18 protein-coding genes are annotated in these 21,942 nt (G+C 37.6%); 12 read left to right on the top strand and 6 right to left on the bottom strand.

Annotated elements, in window-relative coordinates; genetic code table 11:
- Positions 1–433: 433 nt before the first annotated feature.
- The gene (locus ACTWP4_RS20100; protein WP_443130580.1) at positions 434–3,376 is read left to right on the top strand and encodes a phosphatase PAP2 family protein; all 2,943 of its coding nucleotides are present in this window, start codon (positions 434–436) and stop codon (positions 3,374–3,376) included.
- A gap of 452 nt (positions 3,377–3,828) precedes the next feature.
- On the opposite strand, the gene map is transcribed toward ACTWP4_RS20100, so the two are convergent.
- Positions 3,829–4,569, bottom strand: coding sequence for a type I methionyl aminopeptidase (gene map, locus ACTWP4_RS20095; protein ID WP_443130579.1), 741 nt, complete (start codon positions 4,567–4,569; stop codon positions 3,829–3,831).
- A 343-nt stretch (positions 4,570–4,912) separates the two neighbouring features.
- On the opposite strand from map, the gene ACTWP4_RS20090 reads away from it, so the two are divergent.
- Positions 4,913–5,425, top strand: coding sequence for a type 1 glutamine amidotransferase domain-containing protein (locus tag ACTWP4_RS20090; protein WP_443130578.1), 513 nt, complete (start codon positions 4,913–4,915; stop codon positions 5,423–5,425).
- A 308-nt stretch (positions 5,426–5,733) separates the two neighbouring features.
- The gene (locus ACTWP4_RS20085; protein ID WP_443130577.1) at positions 5,734–8,985 is read left to right on the top strand and encodes a fibronectin type III domain-containing protein; all 3,252 of its coding nucleotides are present in this window, start codon (positions 5,734–5,736) and stop codon (positions 8,983–8,985) included.
- A 303-nt stretch (positions 8,986–9,288) separates the two neighbouring features.
- Here ACTWP4_RS20085 and ACTWP4_RS20080 read toward each other — a convergent pair whose 3' ends face one another.
- Positions 9,289–9,819: a CBO0543 family protein gene (locus ACTWP4_RS20080; protein WP_443130576.1), complete on the bottom strand. Its 531-nt coding sequence runs from the start codon at positions 9,817–9,819 to the stop codon at positions 9,289–9,291.
- Positions 9,820–10,003: 184 nt separating this feature from the next.
- On the opposite strand from ACTWP4_RS20080, the gene ACTWP4_RS20075 reads away from it, so the two are divergent.
- Entirely contained in the window at positions 10,004–10,354 is a 351-nt protein-coding gene (locus ACTWP4_RS20075; RefSeq protein WP_443130575.1) for a VOC family protein, read from the top strand.
- An 83-nt stretch (positions 10,355–10,437) separates the two neighbouring features.
- On the opposite strand, the gene ACTWP4_RS20070 is transcribed toward ACTWP4_RS20075, so the two are convergent.
- The 3 genes from ACTWP4_RS20070 to ACTWP4_RS20060 all read right to left on the bottom strand — a co-directional run bounded on the left by ACTWP4_RS20070 (position 10,438) and on the right by ACTWP4_RS20060 (position 12,214).
- A complete protein-coding gene (locus ACTWP4_RS20070) occupies positions 10,438–11,352 on the bottom strand; it encodes a VanW family protein (protein WP_443130574.1) in 915 nt (304 codons plus the stop codon).
- A 93-nt stretch (positions 11,353–11,445) separates the two neighbouring features.
- Positions 11,446–11,814: a nuclear transport factor 2 family protein gene (locus tag ACTWP4_RS20065; RefSeq protein ID WP_443130573.1), complete on the bottom strand. Its 369-nt coding sequence runs from the start codon at positions 11,812–11,814 to the stop codon at positions 11,446–11,448.
- Between the two features lie 52 nt (positions 11,815–11,866).
- The gene (locus tag ACTWP4_RS20060) at positions 11,867–12,214 is read right to left on the bottom strand and encodes a winged helix-turn-helix transcriptional regulator (protein ID WP_443130572.1); all 348 of its coding nucleotides are present in this window, start codon (positions 12,212–12,214) and stop codon (positions 11,867–11,869) included.
- A 162-nt stretch (positions 12,215–12,376) separates the two neighbouring features.
- On the opposite strand from ACTWP4_RS20060, the gene ACTWP4_RS20055 reads away from it, so the two are divergent.
- The 7 genes from ACTWP4_RS20055 to ACTWP4_RS20025 all read left to right on the top strand — a co-directional run bounded on the left by ACTWP4_RS20055 (position 12,377) and on the right by ACTWP4_RS20025 (position 20,353).
- Positions 12,377–13,432 carry an LLM class flavin-dependent oxidoreductase gene (locus tag ACTWP4_RS20055; protein ID WP_443130571.1) on the top strand — a complete coding sequence of 352 codons (1,056 nt, stop codon included), beginning with the start codon at positions 12,377–12,379 and terminating at the stop codon, positions 13,430–13,432.
- A gap of 11 nt (positions 13,433–13,443) precedes the next feature.
- A complete protein-coding gene (locus tag ACTWP4_RS20050; RefSeq protein ID WP_443130570.1) occupies positions 13,444–14,010 on the top strand; it encodes an NADPH-dependent FMN reductase in 567 nt (188 codons plus the stop codon).
- A gap of 538 nt (positions 14,011–14,548) precedes the next feature.
- The gene (locus ACTWP4_RS20045) at positions 14,549–15,610 is read left to right on the top strand and encodes a TAXI family TRAP transporter solute-binding subunit (protein WP_443130569.1); all 1,062 of its coding nucleotides are present in this window, start codon (positions 14,549–14,551) and stop codon (positions 15,608–15,610) included.
- On the top strand, positions 15,600–16,154 hold the full coding sequence (locus ACTWP4_RS20040; protein ID WP_443130648.1) for a DUF1850 domain-containing protein: 555 nt from the start codon (positions 15,600–15,602) through the stop codon (positions 16,152–16,154). Before ACTWP4_RS20045 ends, ACTWP4_RS20040 begins: the two co-directional genes overlap by 11 nt.
- Complete coding sequence (locus tag ACTWP4_RS20035; RefSeq protein WP_443130568.1) at positions 16,147–18,369, top strand: TRAP transporter permease; 2,223 nt, start codon at positions 16,147–16,149, stop codon at positions 18,367–18,369. The genes ACTWP4_RS20040 and ACTWP4_RS20035 overlap by 8 nt, the downstream gene beginning before the upstream one ends.
- A 142-nt stretch (positions 18,370–18,511) precedes the next feature.
- Entirely contained in the window at positions 18,512–19,228 is a 717-nt protein-coding gene (cwlD, locus tag ACTWP4_RS20030; protein WP_443130567.1) for an N-acetylmuramoyl-L-alanine amidase CwlD, read from the top strand.
- 78 nt (positions 19,229–19,306) lie between these two features.
- Positions 19,307–20,353, top strand: coding sequence for a P-loop NTPase (locus tag ACTWP4_RS20025; protein ID WP_443130566.1), 1,047 nt, complete (start codon positions 19,307–19,309; stop codon positions 20,351–20,353).
- A 34-nt stretch (positions 20,354–20,387) separates the two neighbouring features.
- Here ACTWP4_RS20025 and gerD read toward each other — a convergent pair whose 3' ends face one another.
- A complete protein-coding gene (gene gerD, locus ACTWP4_RS20020; protein WP_443130565.1) occupies positions 20,388–21,071 on the bottom strand; it encodes a spore germination lipoprotein GerD in 684 nt (227 codons plus the stop codon).
- Between the two features lie 140 nt (positions 21,072–21,211).
- Here gerD and ACTWP4_RS20015 point away from each other — a divergent pair, with 140 nt between their 5' ends.
- On the top strand, positions 21,212–21,799 hold the full coding sequence (locus ACTWP4_RS20015) for a KinB-signaling pathway activation protein (RefSeq protein WP_443130564.1): 588 nt from the start codon (positions 21,212–21,214) through the stop codon (positions 21,797–21,799).
- Positions 21,800–21,942 lie beyond the last annotated feature (143 nt).

Below are 21,942 nucleotides of genomic sequence, written 5' to 3'. Positions count from 1 at the left end.
GGGGTTTACCCTCTTTGCTCTTATGGAGCAGAGAGGGCTTTTTTATGTATTTCTGAAACAACTCACCTGTTTTCTCCTTCGCTTCATCGATCACATGGCTGTTCCATCGCTTTCTTCCATTTTCATGGTAGTAGTTGTAATAACTCATTTTGGCATATTCATGGTTATTAATGAGAGATATTCGCTGAATACAACAGCAATCCTTATGACTTATCAGCAGAGAAAATAATATTCAAAGAGCTATCCGAAAGATTCCGAAAGAAAGGTTCTCCAAACTCGTTTATTTTCGTAATAAGTCTCTTCCCTTCTACATAAAAATTACATAATTTTAACATTTTTCCTGCATTCATTTAACATACAGTCCTTAAAGTGAAAGTAGTGTGGTTAAGTGATTTACAAATCTGCAGCAGAAAAGGAGAAATGAAAAAAAGTTATGAAATTCATGAAAAAAATATCGATAATAATACTACTTGCAGTGCTAACTATGGCATCTTTTGAGTTTCCTGTTCAGGCAGCTAGTCAATATTCTGAAAAGGAGCATTTAAAACCTTCAAAGCCACAAGGGACTACTGAAGAAATAAATGCAGATGCTCCTGAAGTTGAGCAACCTTTACCAGCAGTGGATAATGGCGGAAATGCTAACGATCCTATCTTAAAGAATATAGCTGGAACTAATCCTTTTATAAATATTTTAGATGGTTTTGATCAAATATGGTCTATGAATCAACCAGATTGGAGAGACGGAACAGCGTTAACTATACCAGGTGCAAATGGTGAGGTTGCAAAATATGGTGACGGACCTACCGTTTATTTTGATGGATATAAAAATGATAAGACAAAGGTAGTAACATATAAGAAGACATATGCAAACGAAGAAATCAGAGATCCAGAGACTTGGGAAGCTAATATCAAATATGTAGAAGAGGTTACTAAAAACAGAACGGATGAAGAGGCGTTAGCGGCCTATTATGATGATCAAAGAGATAAGATATATAGTATGATGGAAGCTTATGGGCCTTTAGCTAATGCCTACGTAGAGATCGTTAACCCGATCACAAGTGTTGTCAGATCAGCAGAGGACATGGATAAAGTATTGGAAGAATCAACTGTTGAAGACCAAGCCCAAGGGATGGGGCAATGGGAGGGATCTGCACTAGAAGATGCAATGGATTTAGTTCATTTAATTAGATTTAGGAATCCTTCTTCGTCTAATCCTTCTAAATACTTTTTTTCTTCTCCAAGACCTTACAGAATGAATTCAAATGGAGAAGTGAACGAAGTTGTTGATGAGAACGGTTTACCTATTTGGGACACAATCGGCAGTGGTGAAAGTACAGTAGAAGAATTACCTTCAGGTGGTAAGAAAGAAACGGGAGAACGACATTACCAGCAATATGAAACGAATGTGGAAGTAATTCCTGCATTAGAATATGTAAAAAGAAAAGCGGAAGACGGGAGAGGTAAAGACGGAGCTTTTCCAAGCGGGCATACAAGTGCATCATATTTATCAACATTCGGATTTGCATACGCAACACCGGAAAGATATGCTGAATTTTTAACTAGAGCAGCTCAAATGGGAGAAAATAGAATAGTGACCGGCATGCACTCTCCACTTGATGTTATAGGAGCAAGAATACAAGCTACAGCAATGATTGCCTACGCATACAATCTTTCAGAAAACCAAGAGGTATTGGATAAGGCTTATCAAAATGCTGGAGAAGTATTCGGTGAATTAGCTGCATCAAAAGAAATGAGCTTGTACGAATATGCACATACAGTGACAGAGGATTATACGTTTGAAAGTGCGTACGATGAAGAAAAGTGGGAAGATCATGAAGCAAACAAAGCATTCTATCGGGAAAAACTTACATACGGATTACCGCAAACAGGCACAAAAGGTTTAGACCCTGTAGTACCTAAAGGGGCTGAAGCTTTATTGGAAACTCGTCAGCCTTATTTGACCGATAAACAACGTAGAGAAGTATTGTATACAACAGAAATTGAATCAGGCTACCCTGTAATAGACGAATCAAATGGTTGGGGAAGACTTGATTTGGTAACAGCATCTGATGGATATGGTGCGTTTTTAAGTAATGTAACAGTGAATATGGATGCTTCAAAAGGAAGATTTAATGCCCATGATTGGTGGAGAAATGATATAACTGGCAGTGGTATGCTTACCAAGCAAGGGACAGGAACACTTACATTGACAGGAAATAATAGTTATTCAGGAGGCACATTGCTACAAGGAGGAACGTTAGAAGCTACTTCTGAAACTGCTTTTGGTGAAGGCGATCTTTATGTAGAAAATGGTACAGCTTTAGTTAATGTAGATGAACCTTTGAATGTAAATGGTAACTTAACAATGGAAGCTGGAAACCTAGAAATTGCAATGGATAATGACAAAACTCAACTAAATGTAGATGGACTGTTATACCTTGATGGTGGGGATCTGAATTTGGATCTTTCTAATTATAAAATAGACAAGGCAGCAAATATTACTTTAATGACCGCCGACAAGGTGGAAGGTAAATTCGATATTGTAACTGCAGATGATTACGAGGTAACTGTCACTTATAACAATAATAGTGTCGTTGCACATATCCAAGCAATCGATAGTTCTGATCCAGTTTCACCAGATCCTGAAGATCCAAAAGACTCTGTTGATCCAGAAGATCCTGAGGACTCAAAAGACCCGGAGAAACAAACCAGTGTTACCTTAACACCTGACGTTACCAATGGCGAAGCAACGATCGAAACAGACTCGCTCCATCAGCTGGCTGATCAAGGTGAATTATGGATAGATTTACATGATCATAATGATTCTGTTAACCTAGCATTTACTTCTGACCAAATAAAATGGCTGAAGGAGCATCGTATAACGATCATCATTCAGTTAAAAAATGTTAGCTTGCAACTAGTTTCCTCCAATTTCACTAATGCATCCGAGGCTGCAACAATCCAGTTAGAGCGTTTAGCTGACATTGATCAAGCATTGAGTGTGGTCTATGACTTTGAAATCAAACAAGGCGAAAAACGATTGGATACCTTCGACGAAAAAGTGACACTGACTTTTTCTGTTGATAGCGACAAAGTAAATGATAAAGATCAGGTGCAACTGTTCTATTGGAATCCAGAACTTGAAGAATGGGAAGCAATCGGCGGAGAATGGCAAGCTGGAAACGTGACAGCACAAACCGATCATTTCAGCACCTATACCGTTTTTGAACAGGAAGCAATGGAACAACAGCCTGTTACGAACGACGGACAAAAACTACCGGAAACTGCCACTACAATCTATCAGTACTTATTAGCAGGGTTTTTACTCTTCTTAAGTGGCGTGTTCTTCCTCTTCATGAGAAGAAGAAAGACTTAATCGTTTATGTAGAGAAATATATGAAATATCAGAATGTATAAGTCATGGTCAGAAATAAAATAATACTTAGTATTGTATTCAACTAACATCTATCATTTTGGTTCAAATTGGTTCAAGTAATATCATTTTAAATCCTTTTTCATACATTTTTATTCAAATAAAGGTTCCTAAAATGTTGATATAAATGGATTTCAATGGACTCAATATAATTTAAATTGAAAAGTATATTTCTCAAAACGTTAAAAACCATATATATCAAGATTTCAACCTCCCCTTCATTTTTATATGATGGAGAGGTTTTTTTATTTAAAAAAACGACTCGAATTCAATTAAATCACTTTAAATTCACAATATGTTTAAATCTTGAAACAACAACCTTTTTCAAATGGATGAAACTCAATGAAATCCTTTGATTAAAAGAACGCAAGAGCCCATCCTGCACCACAATTCTTTTACAATGTAGTAATAATCGGTCCTTCCTTTGTAAGAATTATCGTATGTTCGTATTGAGCTACAAAGCTTTTATCGGTTAGGAAGGTCCATCCATCATTGGATTGGAAAACTTCCTCTTCAAATGTAGAGATAAAAGGCTCAAAGGCAATTACCATACCATCTTTTAAAATTTCATCATCCCAGCGAGAGAAGTAATTGAAAATATGATCTGGTGCTTCATGAATCGAGCGTCCAACACCGTGTCCAGTAAGATTTTTTATGACAGTTAAGCCATGCTGTTTCGCCACATTGTGTACAGCTTTTCCAAGAGCGCTTTTTTTCGAACCTGGTTTTGCCTTCTCAAGTCCAGCTTCGAATGCTTCTTTTGCAACGTCACATATTTTCTGTAAAATTATCTCACCCTTCCCAACAACAAAGGAAATTCCAGTATCAGCAAAATAACCGTTTTTAGAACCTGACACATCAATATTTACAAGGTCCCCTTCTTGAATAATCCGATTCCTTGGAATCCCGTGCGCTACTTCTTCATTTATGCTAATGCACGTATATCCAGGGAAATCGTATTCTCCTTTTGGTGCAGATTGAGCTCCTGCTTTTTCAAAAAACTGTTTCGCCATTTCATCTAGTTCCTTTGTAGTAATTCCAGGTTTAGTACATTGGACTAATTTATCTCGTATCGCTCCACAAATTTCACCAATTTCTCTTAATCCATTAAAATCCTCTTCCGTTTTTGCAATCATCGTGTACCCTCACTTTTTAAAGCATTTTATGATTATCATTCCATTTAGATTCTATCATAAACGGAATGGCTTTTTCTTCAACAAAATGGCACGTTTATTGAATGCCGATTGTTTATTAACACCAAAACTTTTACATAAGCTAATTAGACTTATAAATTTCATTGTAAATTTTTGATTGAATCTGACTGTTCTCCAAATTCAGTGATGACTTCATCATTTATATGTAATGTGTTAGTTTCCATATGTGTGTAAAAAATCTGTAATGTTTACTATGAACTTTCATGTGGAATTATCCAATACAAATAGAATACTAACTCTATTATCTAAGGAGGAGTGTTTGGTAATGCCCAAAATAGCTACAGTAATTACAGATATGTTTGAAGATGTCGAGTACACTTCACCAGCGCGAGAATTCGAGGGTGTAGGACATAAAATTTTGACGATAGAAAAAGAAGCAGGAAAGACAGTAAAAGGTAAACAAGGTGATGCAACTGTGGCAATCGATTATGGAATCGATGATGTGTCACCAGAGGACTTTGATGCACTGTTTATACCGGGAGGGTTTTCTCCTGATATGCTGAGAGCGGATGACCGTTTTGTGAAGTTCGCTAAAGATTTCATGGATGAAAAGAAACCTGTATTTGCTATCTGTCACGGTCCGCAGTTATTAATTACTGCCAAAGCATTGGAGGGTCGTGATGTAACAGGCTTTAAATCGATACAAGTTGACTTAGAATATGCAGGCGCTAATGTGCACGATGAAAGAGTCGTAGTTTGCGATGATCAATTGGTTACCAGTAGACAACCAGATGATCTTCCGGCATTTATTGAAGAATCACTTCAACTATTGCCATAAAGATTACCATTCCCCGTGAGTCAAATGTGGCTTACGGGTTTTCTTTTTAGTAAACTCCAAAATTCCACTTCCTTCAAAGAAAATCAACACCCATGAACAGTACCTCCAAACGATCTAAATTGTTTTTGTATATAAATTGTAAGATCGGTTAGTTGTTACCGCTTACATTAACGTTTAATCTGGAATAGAACCATCTAAACACTCTAATAAATAGAGAGGAGGAGTCGCTTTCCTTATCAAAAGTTCCAAAACTATATATCGATAGAAGCTGCTGCCAATAGTGACAATTTAAATAATGGAGGTATAATATGAGGCGACTTTTTTATTTCATGCTATGTTTTGTTATCTGTTTTTCAATTCTGCCTATTTTTAATCCGATTGTCAATGCTGCTGAGGATACACAGCTTCTAGCATTTCCGGGTGCTGAAGGATTTGGGCAGTATACCAAAGGCGGCCGTGGCGGTGAAGTCTATCATGTGACCAGTTATGAGCTGACAGGTCCTGGCACTTTTCATGATGCACTGACAACTGCTGGAGATACTCCCCGTACCATTGTGTTTGATATATCTGGGAATATTACGATACCGCAAATTATCGTAAGAAATAAGTCTAATATCACCATAGCTGGTCAAACTGCTCCGGGAGACGGTGTAACCATAAAAGGGAATAATGTTCGTTTTATTGATAGTAATGACATAATTATCCGATATATGCGCTTTCGTTTAGGGAAGAATGATTTCCAAGATGATGCCTTATATTTTGAAGATAGTCAGAATGTCATCATAGATCATTCCTCTTTTTCCTGGGGAACGGACGAAAACTTATCTATATTAAGTAAGGATTATGATAATCCAGAATCGAAAAATATTACCGTACAATGGTCGGTCATCTCGGAAGGTCTGTTAACACATTCTATGGGTGGACTGATTGAAATGAACACCATAACGATGCACCATAATCTCTATGCCCATAATAATGACAGAAATCCCAAAACAAAAGGACAAATCGACTTTGTAAATAACGTTGTATACAATTGGGGCCAGTATCCTTATGTCGCTGGTGGTGAATCAGGTACGAAAGGATACGGAAATGTTGTGGGGAATTACTTTATTGCAGGTGTTAATTCGGGCAATCCTGAATATGCCGTAGTACGTGGAAATGAAAACTATAGCTTATTTCTTGAAAACAACCGGATTGACAGTAACAAAAATGGCATTTTAGATGGAACGGACACAGGTACAGATATGATGGAAGCGGAAAGACCGAGTGTTATTGTCGATGAACGTTTTGCATATCCTTTAACTAATACGGAGGAGCCTGAGGAGGCATATGAACACGTTTTAGGACATGCTGGATCTTCTTTAGTAAGAGACAGTGTGGACCAAAGAGTGATTCATGATGTCAGAAACCAAACAGGAGCTATTATTGGACACGAAAATGATGTTGGCGGTTTTCCAGTATTAGAAAAAGGAACAGCTCCACAAGATACGGATCAGGATGGAATGCCTGATGAATGGGAGTTAGCAAAAGGACTTGATCCAAATAATCCAGAGGATAGAAATGGGGATAAAAGTGGGAACGGCTATACCAATTTGGAGGATTATTTAAATGAATTAGCTGCTCCGACTTTTCCAGAGAATTATCCAATGGAACCGCCTGTATGGACGGAAGATCCTTTTGTTCCACCTGTAGTAGAACCTGAGCCAGAACCAGACACAGATCCGGAACCATTACCAGTAATGGATGGAGAGATTACGAAAAATGTAGTAATCAATGATAATAGTAGTGGTGGTAAAGAAAATGCAAGTAATTGGTCTGTCGAAGATAACCTACAAGTGGGAGACTTGGTAGCTGGAGATAGAGATTCCTATCGATTTACCACCATTCCAGAGGAATTACAAGGTGTGGAATGGATTCGTTCAGCTGTGAATTCAAGAAGTGCTACGAGTGAAGATTTAGTTTCCTTTTACTTAGCTGCCGATGCTGATGTTTATGTAGCTCATGATTCAAGAGTAAGTTCCAAACCGGAATGGTTATCAACTGCCTATGAGAATACAGGTCAAACAATGAAAGATGATCAACCAGTCACGTTTGAACTTTATAAAAAGCATTATTCTGCGGGATCTTTTGTTGTTATGGGACCAAATAACAACAGTAGCCGGATGAATTATTTTGTGTTAATAAAACCAACAAATCAACAGGAAGAACCACCTGCTGAAAGTCCGGAAAACTTAGAAGCAGAAGTCGGAAACGATCAGGTTTCATTGACTTGGTCGACTGTTGACGGAGCGGATGAATATTTAATCTATCGTTCTTCATCAAAGGATCCTTCTTTTAGAGCGATTGCGAGCTCTGAAGCAAATAATTACATGGATAATACGGTTGAATTAGGTGTTAACTATCAGTATAAGGTTTCTGCTATAAATGGCGGGGGAGAATCTGGACTGTCAGAACCAACAGAAATCTTCTTCTATGATCCTGATGAACCAGCACCTGCTGTACCAACCGGACTAACTATTACCGAAACAAAAAGTATAACGGTTCAGTTAGAATGGGAACCAGTAGAAGATGCGATAAGTTACGGTATTTTCAGGTCTACCGATCCAGAAGGGGAATTTACTAGAGTAGCCAATACTACAACGACATCTTTTACGGATAAACCTGTTGATCCTTCTACAACCTATTACTATAAAGTGTCAGCAACAGGTATCGGTGGAGAATCCGAAGTGTCGAATCAAGTAAGTACAACAACTAAAGAGGCTATTAGTCTTCCAGAGGTGCCACAAGGACTTTCTGCTGGAGACGTAACAACTTCTGCATTTGAAATCCAATGGGAGTCAGTCGCAGATGCAGAGAGATATGATATCTATCGAAAGGCAAATGAAGACAGTGGTTATAGTAAAATAGCTAGTACAGATACTCCTGGCTATAACGATGAAACTGTAAGTGTCAGTCGTACAGGTTACAGCTACAAAATACTGGCGGTTAATGAAATGGGCGAGTCAGATTTGTCAGATGAGCTTAATATTGACATGCCTCTGCCTGAAACACCATCCAATTTAAAAGTTACATTGACAGGAAAAGATTTTGTTGGTTTGACTTGGACAGCACATGGTGGTGCAAATCAGTACAATGTTTATAGAGAAGCAGCAGGAGAAGTTGAATATCTTGGATATGCTAAGGTAGATACTTACTATGACCGTACGGCAGAACCAGGAGTCTCTTATACGTATTACATTAAAGCAGAAAATGCTAGTGGAGAATCAGATAAATCAAATGTAGTACAAGTAACACCAGGTCAAATGACGGTTTTAACCAACTACATGCAGCAATATGAACAAACTGGAGATTTAACAGGTGCTGTTCTGTCTCAACTAACCAACACCTTAAAACAAGTAGATCATCATTTAGATAAAGGCTCAACCCAAGAAGCAATAAAATTCTTATCGAAGTATATAGAGCAACTGAATAAAGAGACAAACGAAGAAAATATTACCCCATTAGCAAGTGCATATTTAAACCATTATGCAGAATCATTTATCGAAGAATTGAAAAATTAGGGTTCGAAATAAGGGCAGTAACCTATCCATATGGGTTATTGCCTTTTCTTTAATGTGCACATAACCCATAGATAACTTTGACCGGACATTTATTCCGTTATAACTGACGAAAACAATGATATTGGGATGTTCGTGGACATCTGTTCCGCTATTTAGCAAAATAGAGGTAGATTTCTTAGGAATTTAAGGAAATAACGAACTAGATGTCCACTTACACCTTGAAAATAGCTATTTTAATACAAATAACGAATCATATGTCCGGCTGTATGACTTCTACAATATTAAATTAAAGTGTACTACTAATTATGGAGACACTTTTTGTATAAAAGCTTTAGCTATAACACCTGTTACAATATAAAAGATAAAAGAATATATGTAGTTCCATTTTAAATATTTAACAGTTCCTATCCAAACCGAAACAGGCTCTCCTATAAAAGCAAAAAAAGCAGCAAGACTGACAAGAGCAATACCAAAGCTTTTCCATGTATTACAGAATTGATAAATTAACATATAACCCACTGGAATTATAGAGAAATCGAATGGATAGGCTATTAGTCCAACCGGGACAAACTTTACGGGGTAAATCCAAATGCCTAACTCACTCCCAAGGTCGTCAAAAAAACTTGTAATAATTATTACGATAAATCCAACGCACCAAATTGGTAGGGCTCTATTTCGGTCAAAATATTTTATGAAAATTAACCATGGTATGAATATACCTAATGCGAGAAACCACCAGCTCCAAGTAAATAGTCCATAGTTAATCCAATTATCAAAAATAAAAGAAGCATACTCATTCTGTAAATTAATTAATTCTTTTTCAAAATTGTTCATATATTTCAACCCATTTTTACTTGTTAGTTTATCAGTCTGATTTGAATATTATACAAGTGATATAAATTTAACTTCGATTATCATGTGCTATCTTTCAACAATCGGATAATTTGGGTAAATAGATATTTAACAAGGATTAACGATAGTGATTGTAGAAATTAATAGCAACTAGGAGGTGAAAGAAATGAAAGTCAAACGAATTGTAGCCAATGTGGAAACACAGGATATTACCAAGGCAAGGTACTTCTACGAGGATGTACTTGGACTTGATCAATTAATGAATCTTGAATTTATTGCAACCTACGGATCACATGAGAAAATGGACACTCAAATTAGTTTCCTTTCAGAAGGTGGCTCCGGAACACCAGTACCTGATTTGTCAATTGAAGTCGATGATCTTGATAATGCACTAGCTCGTATTAAAAAAGCGGGAATTCCAATTGAGTATGGACCAGCCAAGGAACCATGGGGTGTGCGGCGATTTTATGTTAGAGATCCGTTCGGGAAACTTATCAATATTTTAATCCACTTGTAAGTGAATGCGTGGACAGGCGAATTCGAAGTAAGAAACTGCTTTTTTTGCATAAAAAAGGCGCGATTGTTAATAAGCGCCTCTTTTTAATTATTGAATATCTGTATTTCCTTAGGTAGCTGCTCAGAAGCATCAGGTACTTTACGTGGAGTGTAATCAACTATATCTGAAGAGTAAATTTCTACAATTACTTTACCACCTACTGTTTTAGACCGAATAAGTAATGGTTGATTAAAATTATTTTTAAACGTGAAGTCAGGTCCGTACCAACTAACTGTTGCATCACGTCCAGGTGGAACATAAGGAACCCTCTTACTGTGTGAATATCGCTCTAAAATTTCTACTCCAGCACGGTCAACTGCATTAAACAGAGTGGACGATACCTGGCAAATGCCTCCACCTATGCCTTCTGTTAATTCTCCTTTTACAATTTCAGGAGCAGGCAAATACCCTTTCTCTTTTGTCCTTTTTCCGACAACTTCGTTAAATGAAAATGTCTTACCAGGAAATACAACATGATTATTAATTGCTTCAGCTGAAAGAGAAATATTATGGGATCGCTCTTCATTGTTTTTATTAAAATAGGTAGTATAGTAGCCAATTTGTTGCGTGCGTATATTGGCCAGTAATTCATTGTCTACATTTGGGTGAATATTAAGTATAGGAGCTTCTATTCGTGAAGCTTCCTTTTCAAAAAAATAGGTATAAAACAATTCCTTGAATTTTTGACGGTGTAATTTATAACCAACTTGTCCAGAGACAATCATTCCATTATTATCGATCGTTGCATTTTTTGGTTCTTGGTAAATTTGTTGATCAAGTTCTTCTATAAACTGTAGATATTTGCCTTCATCAAGTAATGGTTCTCCCAAAATAGGTGCCGTAAATTCAGCTCGATTTACACTTGCAATTGGTTCCCCTTTATATGTCACCACTAAGTCACTAGGTGTAATGGTTTGGTTGAAAAATAAATAAAGAATCATTAAACATGAAATTTTCATATGTTGGCCAGCCTCCTAACATTAGTATGATTCGGAGACATGATTTCATGTACTGAAACTAATCACGGTGGTGTCATGATGAAGGAACCTAAGCTACTCTAAATTTTCTAAGCTTAGTTTCGTAATCGTGCCTTGATGAAATGATAATTGCCATCTTCCGTCAATATGCTTCCAAATGGAGCTCCGCAGTGTGTTACGGTTTTTGGTTTTATTAATAACATAATAAGTTGCCAGAACAACATCTGATGCCAATTGGTCAATCTGATAGTTGTGGAGGGTCATGTCATCCAGGTTAATTCCATGCTCCAGGCACATCTTTTTATCAATCAAAATTCCTGAGCTTCCAAATTCGTGAAAATCATCGGCAAGTATTTGAGCTAATTTCTTACTATCGTTTCTAACATCTAATTGAAGGTGGCTTTCCTCGAGTTCTTGCAGATGCACTTTTAGATTATTTATCAAATGGTTTCACACCTTTACTATACAAAATTCATTTTGATCAGATGAATGCCACTTATTCATGTTGCTCTTTTAACTTCTCTTGTTTATGCAACGTATGCTTTACTCCCCACTCGTGCATGGCTTCCAAAATGGGTTGAAGACTCTTACCATATTCCGTCATTGAATATTCCACTTTCGGAGGTACCTCTGGATAAACGACGCGTTCGATAATATCTTCTGCTTCTAATTCACGTAATTGTTTGGTTAACATTTTTTGTGTAATTCCGGGCATACTTCTCTTAAGTTCATTAAAACGTTGTGTTCCATGATTCAGTAAGTGTAATAAAATAATTGGTTTCCACTTACCGACAAGAATACTTAAAGCATCTTCTACCCGACAGGCATTAGGTTCGTACTTCATAATGATACCTCCTCTGTTTTGAACACATTCTTTTCCCTATCAAATCTTCTAACAGTATCTTTTAGGATACTATATTACTTTTAAGTGCGTACTTACATTTTATGCTTCTATGCTTCATAATAACATAAAATAGCAAACTTTGATGTAGAAAGGTTGTTTGAAATGGAGAAATATCGTATTGATCCTGGTAAGGGATTAGAGTTTGGTTTATATACATTGGGTGACCATTTGCCAAATCCAGAAGTAGGCGAAAGGATCCCGGCAAGTCAGCGCCTAGATGAAATTATTGAGTTGGCAAAATTAGCGGAAGATGCAGGACTTGATTTCTTTAGTGTTGGGGAAAGTCATCAGGAATATTTCACGACACAGGCACATTCTGTCGTTCTGGCAGCGATTGCGCAGGCGACGGAGAAAATAAAGATCGCTAGTTCTTCGACTATTATCAGTACATTAGATCCTGTCAGAGTGTACGAAGACTTTGCAACTATTGATTTAATTTCAAAGGGTCGTACAGAAATAATCGCGGGAAGAGCTTCTCGAGTTGGAAATTTTGATTTGTTAGGCTATGATTTGCATGACTATGAAGAATTATATGAGGAGAAGTTTGACCTTTTATTAAAAATTAATCAAAACGAATATGTGGATTGGGAAGGTCAGTTTCGTGCTCCACTAAAAAATGCCCATGTTTTGCCCAGACCGTTTAACGGTTCTTTACCGATTTGGCGAGCGGTTGGGGGGCATCCATCTAGCGCTGTTAAGGCAGGATATGCTGGCGTACCTATTTTCCTAGCAACGTTAGGTGGACCGGCTACACTTTTTAAACGAACAGTTGATTCCTACCGAGATGCATTAGAGCAGGCAGGTTATGATCCGAAAGATTTTCCGGTATCCACAGCTGGTTTCTTCTATGTGGCAGAAACAACGCAGCAAGCACAACGGGAAACCTATCCTTTTATCAATGCAGGGATGCAAAAAACGAATGGCAGAGGTTATCCAAAACAACACTTTGCCCAAGGTGCCAATCCGCATGATGTAATGAACATCGGAAGCCCACAGGAAGTTATTGAAAAAATATTATATCAACATGAGACATTTGGTCATCAACGGTATATTGCGCAAATGGACTTTGGTGGTATTCCATTTGACAAATTACGAAAAAATATCGAATTAATCGGAAAAGAAGTCCTACCAGCGATTCGAAAGTACACAGCAAAATAAGGAGGTTTATGATGAAGGTAGTTGCAATAGCGGGTTCGATTGTCGGATCCAAAACAAAGACAGCCATTCAATATGCTACAGATCAACTATCAGATAAATACCCGGATACAGATGTAACGTTACTGGACCTAGCAGATTATGATCTTCAGTTTAGTGACGGAAGAAATTATCTAGATTATCAAGGTGATACAAAAAAAGTAACCGAAACAATTATGGAGGCTGATGCTTTAATCATCGGGACCCCCATTTTCCAAGCATCGATTCCTGGAACTTTAAAAAACATTTTTGACCTATTGCCTGTCGGTGGTCTAGAAGGTAAAGTGGCTAGTATGATTGTAACGGCTGGATCTCAACGGCATTATTTAATTCCGGAACAGCAATTGAAACCGATCTTGGGATATATGAAAGCGCAGGTTGTGCAAAGCTATGTTTACATTGAAGATGTGGATTTCTATCGGAAGGAAATTACCAATCATGATGTTATCTTCCGTATTGAGCGACTAGTTGAGGATACCATGACGTTAACGAAAACGTATAAGCAAATACAAGCAGAAAAAGAAGCGAAATATGATTTTTAGTAAACACCCTCTTTAGATAACTCTAAAGGGTGATGTTTGTCTTTAACCTATTTTACTATTTGCACTTGTTTAATGGATCGACCATCTGTATCTTTTTTTGAAACAAAAGATTTAGGCGAAGCTCAATAGCATAGCCCTTTCCTTCCATTATTGGAGGGAAGGGGTTTTTTCTTGTAAGACAAGAAAACTTACTCGGGAGCCTCGCTCAAAACACCCAAAAACTAGGCGACTTAGCTTCATCAAAATGGAGGTAAACGAAATTTCATCAAGATTGAGCGAAGATTTGTTGAATAAACCAAGATAAACGACAAATCCAAGAAGGTAGAGCAAAGATTTGTTGAATAAACAAAGATAATCGCTATTCCAATAAGGGTGAACAGATCTATTACTAGCTTTATCTTTCCATAACCAGAAAGGAAGTAAAATATTCATTTCGGAATATATTCTCGTGTAAATTTTTTTACAAAAAAGGGATGTTTCATTCAATTCATGCATACATCTTAAAGTAAGAATTTTTTGAAAAACAGGGGGATCATTTATGGGGAAAAAGATTTGGTTATTAGCCATATTACTTACTTTAGGATTGGTTTTAATGGCATGTGGTGATGCTGCTGATGATGCGGTGGATACTGGTGAAAGCGAAAGTGAGGAATCGCCAGAAGCATCAGAGGAGACTGGAGAGGGAGAATCAGAGGATTCAGGAAAGGGAAGTGAAGCAAGTACAGAAGGCTGGATAGAGAATGTTACAGTCTTAACAGGCGGTGAAGCAGGCGTCTATTTTCCGTTAGGTGTAGCAATGGCAGAAATTATCGACGAGCATGTCGACGGTGTTAGTGCAACTGGTATTACTAGCGGCGCGTCGGTTGTTAATGCAAATGAGGTAAGTGGTGGTCAAGCCCAGTTGGCATTGATTCAAAATGATATTGCTTATTATGCTCATGAAGGTTCGCAAATGTTTGAAGAGGTAGTCGATGGATTTAGTGGCGTTTTTACGATTTATCCGGAAACTATTCAAATTGTAACATTGGCTGACAGTGGTATTGAAACAGTTGAAGATTTGAAAGGGAAGCGTGTAGCAGTTGGAGATGTGGGATCTGGTACAGAAGCGAATGCAAGTCAAATATTGGCGGCTCACGATTTAACATTTGATGATTTAAGTGCTGAATGGATGGGCTTTGGTGATGCTTCTACTAACCTACAAGATGGTAATATTGATGCTGCATTTGTCACCGCTGGTACGCCGACTGGAAGTATTCAGGAATTAGCTGCAAGTGCAGATATTCGAATTGTAAGTATGAATGAAGAGAAAGTTGACCAGATAATTGAGGAATATCCGTATTATACCAAAGTGGAATTAGACGAGAACACGTATGAAAACTTTGATGCTACTGCAACTACCATTGCGCCACAATCCATGCTAATTGCTAGTGATGATCTTCCAGAGGACCAAGTCTATGAAATGGTAAAAGCAATATTTGAAAATATCGATGCGATGGAAAATGCACATGAACGCGGGAAAGACTTAACAATTGATTCAGCGTTAGACGGAATGTCCATTGACTTACATCCGGGAGCACAGCGTTATTTTGATGAACAATAATAGCACAAACAAGGCATTGCAACGTCGCAATGCCTTTCTTGCAACCATTACAGTCGTGTTTTTGCTGGTGGCTGGATTATTGTTATTTGTTCCGTCTCACTATCAATTGGTTGTTAGAGATATGACAACGAAGGGAATTTTATGGACAGATACAATTGTAAAAGGAGATCGATTTTCTCATCGATATATTCACTCAGTAGAAAAGTCTCCCGTAAAAGAAGTATTCGAATTTTCGGATGCTGGGAAATTGATGACAATGGAAAGTTGGACAAAGTCGTTTGGTGCGGGACTGCCATATCAAAGGATAGGAGAGGTTTCGTTACAGGATGGCTATTATGTATTAAAAAATATAAATCGTCCCATTCATGAAGATGTATTAAGAATAAAGCCTTCTGACTTATATCCGCATACATTTTCATTTCAGAATCAGACCATTTATCTTTCAAAACAGCCTTTTGTTGGCCGTGTGATTGAAATAGATGTCATTCGTTCTTCATGGTGGGAAAGCTCGAGACTGAATAAAGAGAGGGATGGAAATGGATGATCGCCAAAAGAAGATGCTGCAAGAATTAGAGGGAAGTGATCGGGAACTACGCAAGTTTTGGGGTAGTGTTGTTTTAGCTGTTAGTGTTTTCTTATCAGTGTTCCATTTATATGTGGCTGGATTTGGATTGCCAGGCATTGGTTCTAAGACATTTTTAATATTGCATTTAACGATTGGATTAATACTAGTTTTTTGTATTTTTCCGATCAAAAAAGGTATCCGTCAGACCTCTATACCTTGGTATGATGTTGTACTAGCTATTGTCTCTTTAGCGGCTGGTACATATATTATCCAAAAACAAACGGCAACTTCTATTATGTCAGGGCGTCCTACAGATCTAGATTTATTGGTTGGCTTAGCTTTAATAATTCTAGTGCTAGAAGCAACACGCCGCGTGGTAGGAAAACCGCTTGTTATAATCGCTCTTATCTTTATTGCTTATTTCTTTTTAGGTGAATATATGCCTGGTCAATTTCATCATACACGAGGCGATTTTGAGCGGTTTGTGTACGAAATTACGTATCGTAACAATGGTATCTTTGGAACACCGATTTATGCCTCTGCTCAATTTGTATTTATATTTATTCTCTTTGGTGCCATACTCGAATCTACAGGTGCCGGAAAGATGTTTATTGACTTAGCATTGCGAATGTTTGGTCGTTTTAAAGGAGGACCAGCTAAGGCCAGTGTTGCAGCGAGTGGGCTAATGGGGAGTATTTCCGGGAGTTCCACAGCGAATGCGGTCACTACTGGTACTTTCACAATTCCATTAATGAAGAAAGTTGGCTTCAAGCCGCATGTAGCTGGTGGAGTAGAAGTAGCGGCATCCTCAAGTGGACAATTCTTACCTCCTATTATGGGGGCTGCTGCCTTTATTATGGTGGAGTTCACGGGAATTCCCTATTATGAGATTATTCAAAGTGCTATTATTCCAGCCCTACTAGCATATGTAGGTATTTTATTTATGGTGCATTTTGAAGCATCCAAACACGGTATTACCGGAATTGATAAAAGTGAATTAGCATCAGGTAGGCAACTGTTAGTACAACAAGGCTACTTATTAATACCGATCATTGCTTTGCTCTATTATTTGGTCTATGTTCGGGTTTCGGTTAATAATTCTGCCTTTTTCTCGATTATTGTGTTATTGGTTCTATCATTATTTGTACAGCGATTTAAAGATAACCTTAGTCGTACTTCTATCATTGCACTGGCGGTAATAGCGATAACTGTATTATTACAATTTTTGATTGGCCCAATTAATCAAGGATTACACGCATTAAATGATATCTTTCATATTAATTTCTTTAGTGCTGAGATGATCAGATGGAAGTCAGAGATCTTAATATTACTACTTATTAGTATAGGGATAGCATTTATCTTTGCTTTATCACAGCAAAAAATGAAAATAGATTCACCATCTGTGCATTTTGGTTGGAAGCAAATGTTGTCAGGCTTTGAAACCGCTGCCCGAAATGCGTTATCGATTATTGTAGCATGTGCGACTGCAGGTATTCTGATTGGTATAATCACAACATCAGGCTTGTCTACTAAATTTACCAGAATTGTAATTGGCTTTAGTGAAACGCTGACTAATGCGATGCCAAACTTTTTAGTAACAGATAATACACAGTTATATTTCGCATTAATATTAACCGTGTTTGCTTGTTTATTATTAGGTTTAGGTCTACCGACTACGGCCACCTATGTTGTCCTGGCAGCGATTGTCGCTCCCGTATTAACAGATATGGGTGTTCATGTTTTGATTGCTCACCTGTTTGTACTATATTACGGGGTGTTAGCGGATGATACGCCACCGATCAATCTGCCTGCTTACGCAACAGCAGGTATAGCCAAGGCGGGGCCAGTTTCGACTGGAATCCAAGGGTTTAAATATGATTCAGCAGCATTGTTATTGCCATTTGTTTTTACATTAAACCCAACTATTCTTTTGCTTACCGATGCGTCATGGTATCAAATAATTTGGGCGATAATTACAGCGACAATTGGCATGGTTGCCTTTGCTTCGTTCATCCAAAACTGGTTAGTTAGAAAATATCATTGGTATGAAAGGATATTAGCTCTAATTACTGCATTATTATTCATCCAAAATAATTTGCTGACAGATATTATTGCAGTAGTGACACTTGCTATCATCTTCATCTTGCAGTTATTTTTATCAAAGAATCAGAAAAATAAAGAGCAAACTGTATGATGAAAAACCCTCTCTCCATTTTACGGAAGAGGGTTTTGTTTATTTAGAGGTTATAACAAAATGATAAAATATTTATAACCTGGCATAACTTTCTCGCTTGTCCCATATAGTGGTTACAGGAGAATTATAGGGGGAAAAGCGGATGCCGAAGATATTTAAAGTTGTCCTGTGGTTAGTAGGTTTATTTTTATTAATTATTCTTATGCAATACCCGATGCAGCGATCGTTGGATTCATGGCAAACATGGTCACTCCCATTAGCAGGTAAAACAATCGTACTAGATCCAGGTCATGGCGGTGTTGACGGAGGTGCCGAAGCATCAGATGATACACAGGAGAAAGACATTGCCCTAGATGTATCAAATATGCTTAAAGATTATTTACAGCAGGCAGGAGCAATTGTATATCTTACACGAGAAGGCGACTATGATTTGGCGCAGGATGGAACAAAAGGTTTATCTAGGAGAAAAACAGAGGACATTCAAAATCGGGTAGCTTTTATCAAAGAGAAAGAAGCAGACCTTTTTCTTAGTATTCACTTGAACGCTTTACCTGAGAAGCAATGGAAAGGGGCACAAACCTTTTATCACCCTGGGAGAGAACAAAATGAGTTATTAGCAAAAGCCATTCAATCCGAAATCCGTCGTAATTTAGAGAATACCAATCGAGAAGCATTAGCCATGAGTCAGGTCTTTATATTGAAATACGCAGAAACAACAGGTGCGTTAGTAGAAATCGGCTTTTTATCGAATGAAGAAGAAAAAGAGCTATTAAAATCTAAAAATTATCAGAAAAAAATGGCAGCGAGCATATATGAGGGAACTTCGCAGTATGTTATAGAACAAACCGACAGCCCTTGATGCATCTCACTTAGATAATAGTTAATTTGTGTTATACTAGCAAATAGGATTAAATAGTTTAAATTGAGGTGACCTATTTTGCTAACAGAACAAAGTGTAATCGAACTTTTGCATAAAATGAAAGACCCCTTCTTACATAAAACGTTCAAAGAAACTAATGGTATTGAAGAGGTCTCCATTAAGGAAGATAAGAATCATATTAGTGTCAAATTAGCGATTGCAAAGACGAATACAGCAGAGCAAATGCAATTACAACAAGAATTAGTTGGTGCGTTGAAACAGTTAGGAGCGGCTACGGTTGGCCTGCGCTTTAGTCAGTTGCCTGAAGAAGTGATCGCTAAATTCCAACCAACTAAAGAAAAAGATCCATCTTTACTTAGTAAAGATTCCAAAACAAAATTCTTGGCAATTGCCAGTGGTAAAGGTGGCGTTGGAAAATCAACTGTTACTGTTAATACTGCTGTTGCTTTGGCTAGGCTAGGGAAAAAAGTAGGAATTATTGATGCCGATATTTATGGCTTTAGTGTGCCGGATATGATGGGTGTTGAAGAAAGACCGAAGTTGAAAGGCAATAAAATAGTCCCGGTAGAACGTTTTGGTGTAAAAATTATATCCATGGGCTTTTTTGTGGAAGATAATTCTCCTGTTATTTGGCGTGGACCAAGATTGGGTAAAATGCTGACAAGCTTCTTCAAGGAAGTGGAGTGGGGAGAACTCGAATATCTCTTATTAGACTTACCACCAGGTACAGGAGATGTAGCGTTAGATGTTCATAACATGATTCCTTCATCTAAAGAATTAATTGTCACTACACCACACCCAACGGCAGCATTTGTTGCAGCCCGTGCTGGTCAAATGGCTATTAATACAGAACATGAAATTCTAGGTGTAATCGAAAATATGGCATATTTCGAGAGTAAAGTAACCGGTGAAAAAGAGTATGTTTTTGGTAAAGGTGGAGGAGACAAGCTAGCGGAAGTACTGGATACGAAAGTAATTGGTAGACTGTCACTCAACCAGCCATACGAAGAAGAAGGTGTATTTGCACCATCTGTATACCAAGAAGACCATCCAAATGGTAAAGAATATCTTGAGGTTGCCAAACAAATCATTAGCCAATTTTAATAAAGAAGTGGAGCCTTTTAAGCTCCACTTCTTTTTAGCTACCTTGTTCTTGCTGACCTTGTCCTTCTTGTTCTTTCTCCTGCTGTTTTTCACCGGAGCCACTAGAGGATTCACCACCTGAGCCTGAACCAGACCCAGACCCTGAACCACCGCCGCCTTGTCCTGATGGTTTCATTTCTTTAGCTGCTTTTAAAAGCAGATCCGTTATCTTTGCTTGGAACATTGGGGAATTAAAGGTTTCCTCCATCACTTTTTCTAAATGGCTACGGAATTGCTGGCTGGTCAGCAGTGTCAAGGTTTGTTTTTCCATTTCTGGATTGCTGAGTACTTCCATAAGCTTCTTTTGATATTCTGGATCACTCATTAGTTTTTTTGTTACATCCTTTTGTTTATCCTGTAATGCAGTGGCAAAGGATTTAACGAATTTAGGATCTTGAAACATTTTTTCCCAAAATTCTTTACCTTTATCAGAAGAGAGTGTCTCTTTTACAGCATCTTTTACTACTTTTGCATCGATCACATAAGTTTGTTGCATATCATCACTTGCTAAAACTTCGGTGATCGCTTTTTTTCCTTCATCAGTTTTCAGAATATCTGCGACCATTTTTTTGGTTCCTTCATAGCCGTCACTTTCTTTGTTAGCTGCATTGCCTCCACCGCCGCCACAACTTGTGAGCAATAGAAGGCTAATTAACAATATATATATATATCGGTTCATTTTTACCGCTACCTTTCTTATAAAAAAATAACCTGTATTTATAATATGGAGTCATTTATAATTAATATGTATGACAAGCGAAAAAAACTGAAGTTCGTGTTAAAATATTTATCGATATATATATGTAGGGGGATTTAATTTTGAAAAGTCGTAATGTCGTTCGATTGTTTTTTTCTACTTTACTGTTAGGAGGGTTTTCTACCCTTATTGCGAGCTTTTTTGTAAAAGCAGGAGTTTATGCTGAAAATTTTAATCCGATTAATTGGTTTGAAATATTAGGGTTGCTTATTTTCTTTATTGGGTTAGGCTTTGTTTTTAGTTTAATAAGTCAAATGGGTTATTTTGCGTATTTAACGGTTAACCAATTTGCTTTAGGGGTTTTTCGCAGTTACTGGCCAATAGTTCAAGTTGTATTAATTGTATTTGCCCTCTTCGATCTGGTTTATTTCCGCTATAGAAGTGTGGAAGATGGCACGATTACACCATTCTTGTTAACAGCAATTGCTTTATTTATTTTTAGCTGGTTTGTTGCAAGTATTAAAGCAAAAGAAACAAACAAAAAAACATTTATTCCAGCATTATTCTTTATGATTGTGATTACATCGATTGAGTGGGTTCCAGGATTGCGTACAGAAAATGGAGATTACGCTTGGTTAATGATCGTACCATTAATATTATGTAATACGTATCAATTGTTAATTCTTCATCGTTTAACAGAAAAGAAATAGACCCAGATGGTCTATTTCTTTTTGTTCGCCCGGCATGGGCGAACTCTAACGGGTGAAAGTCCTGAGTGCGACCTAGTAGCGGTAAGCACATAGCCAAAAGCAACGGTGTCCACGGTGACGTGGAATCGGAAGGAAGCTCAAGG

Source organism: Gracilibacillus sp. D59, assembly GCF_052246695.1.
GTDB lineage: Bacteria > Bacillota > Bacilli > Bacillales > Amphibacillaceae > Gracilibacillus.
The sequence above is the reverse complement of the archived record's forward strand: the minus strand, read 5'-3'. Positions and strand labels throughout refer to the sequence as shown.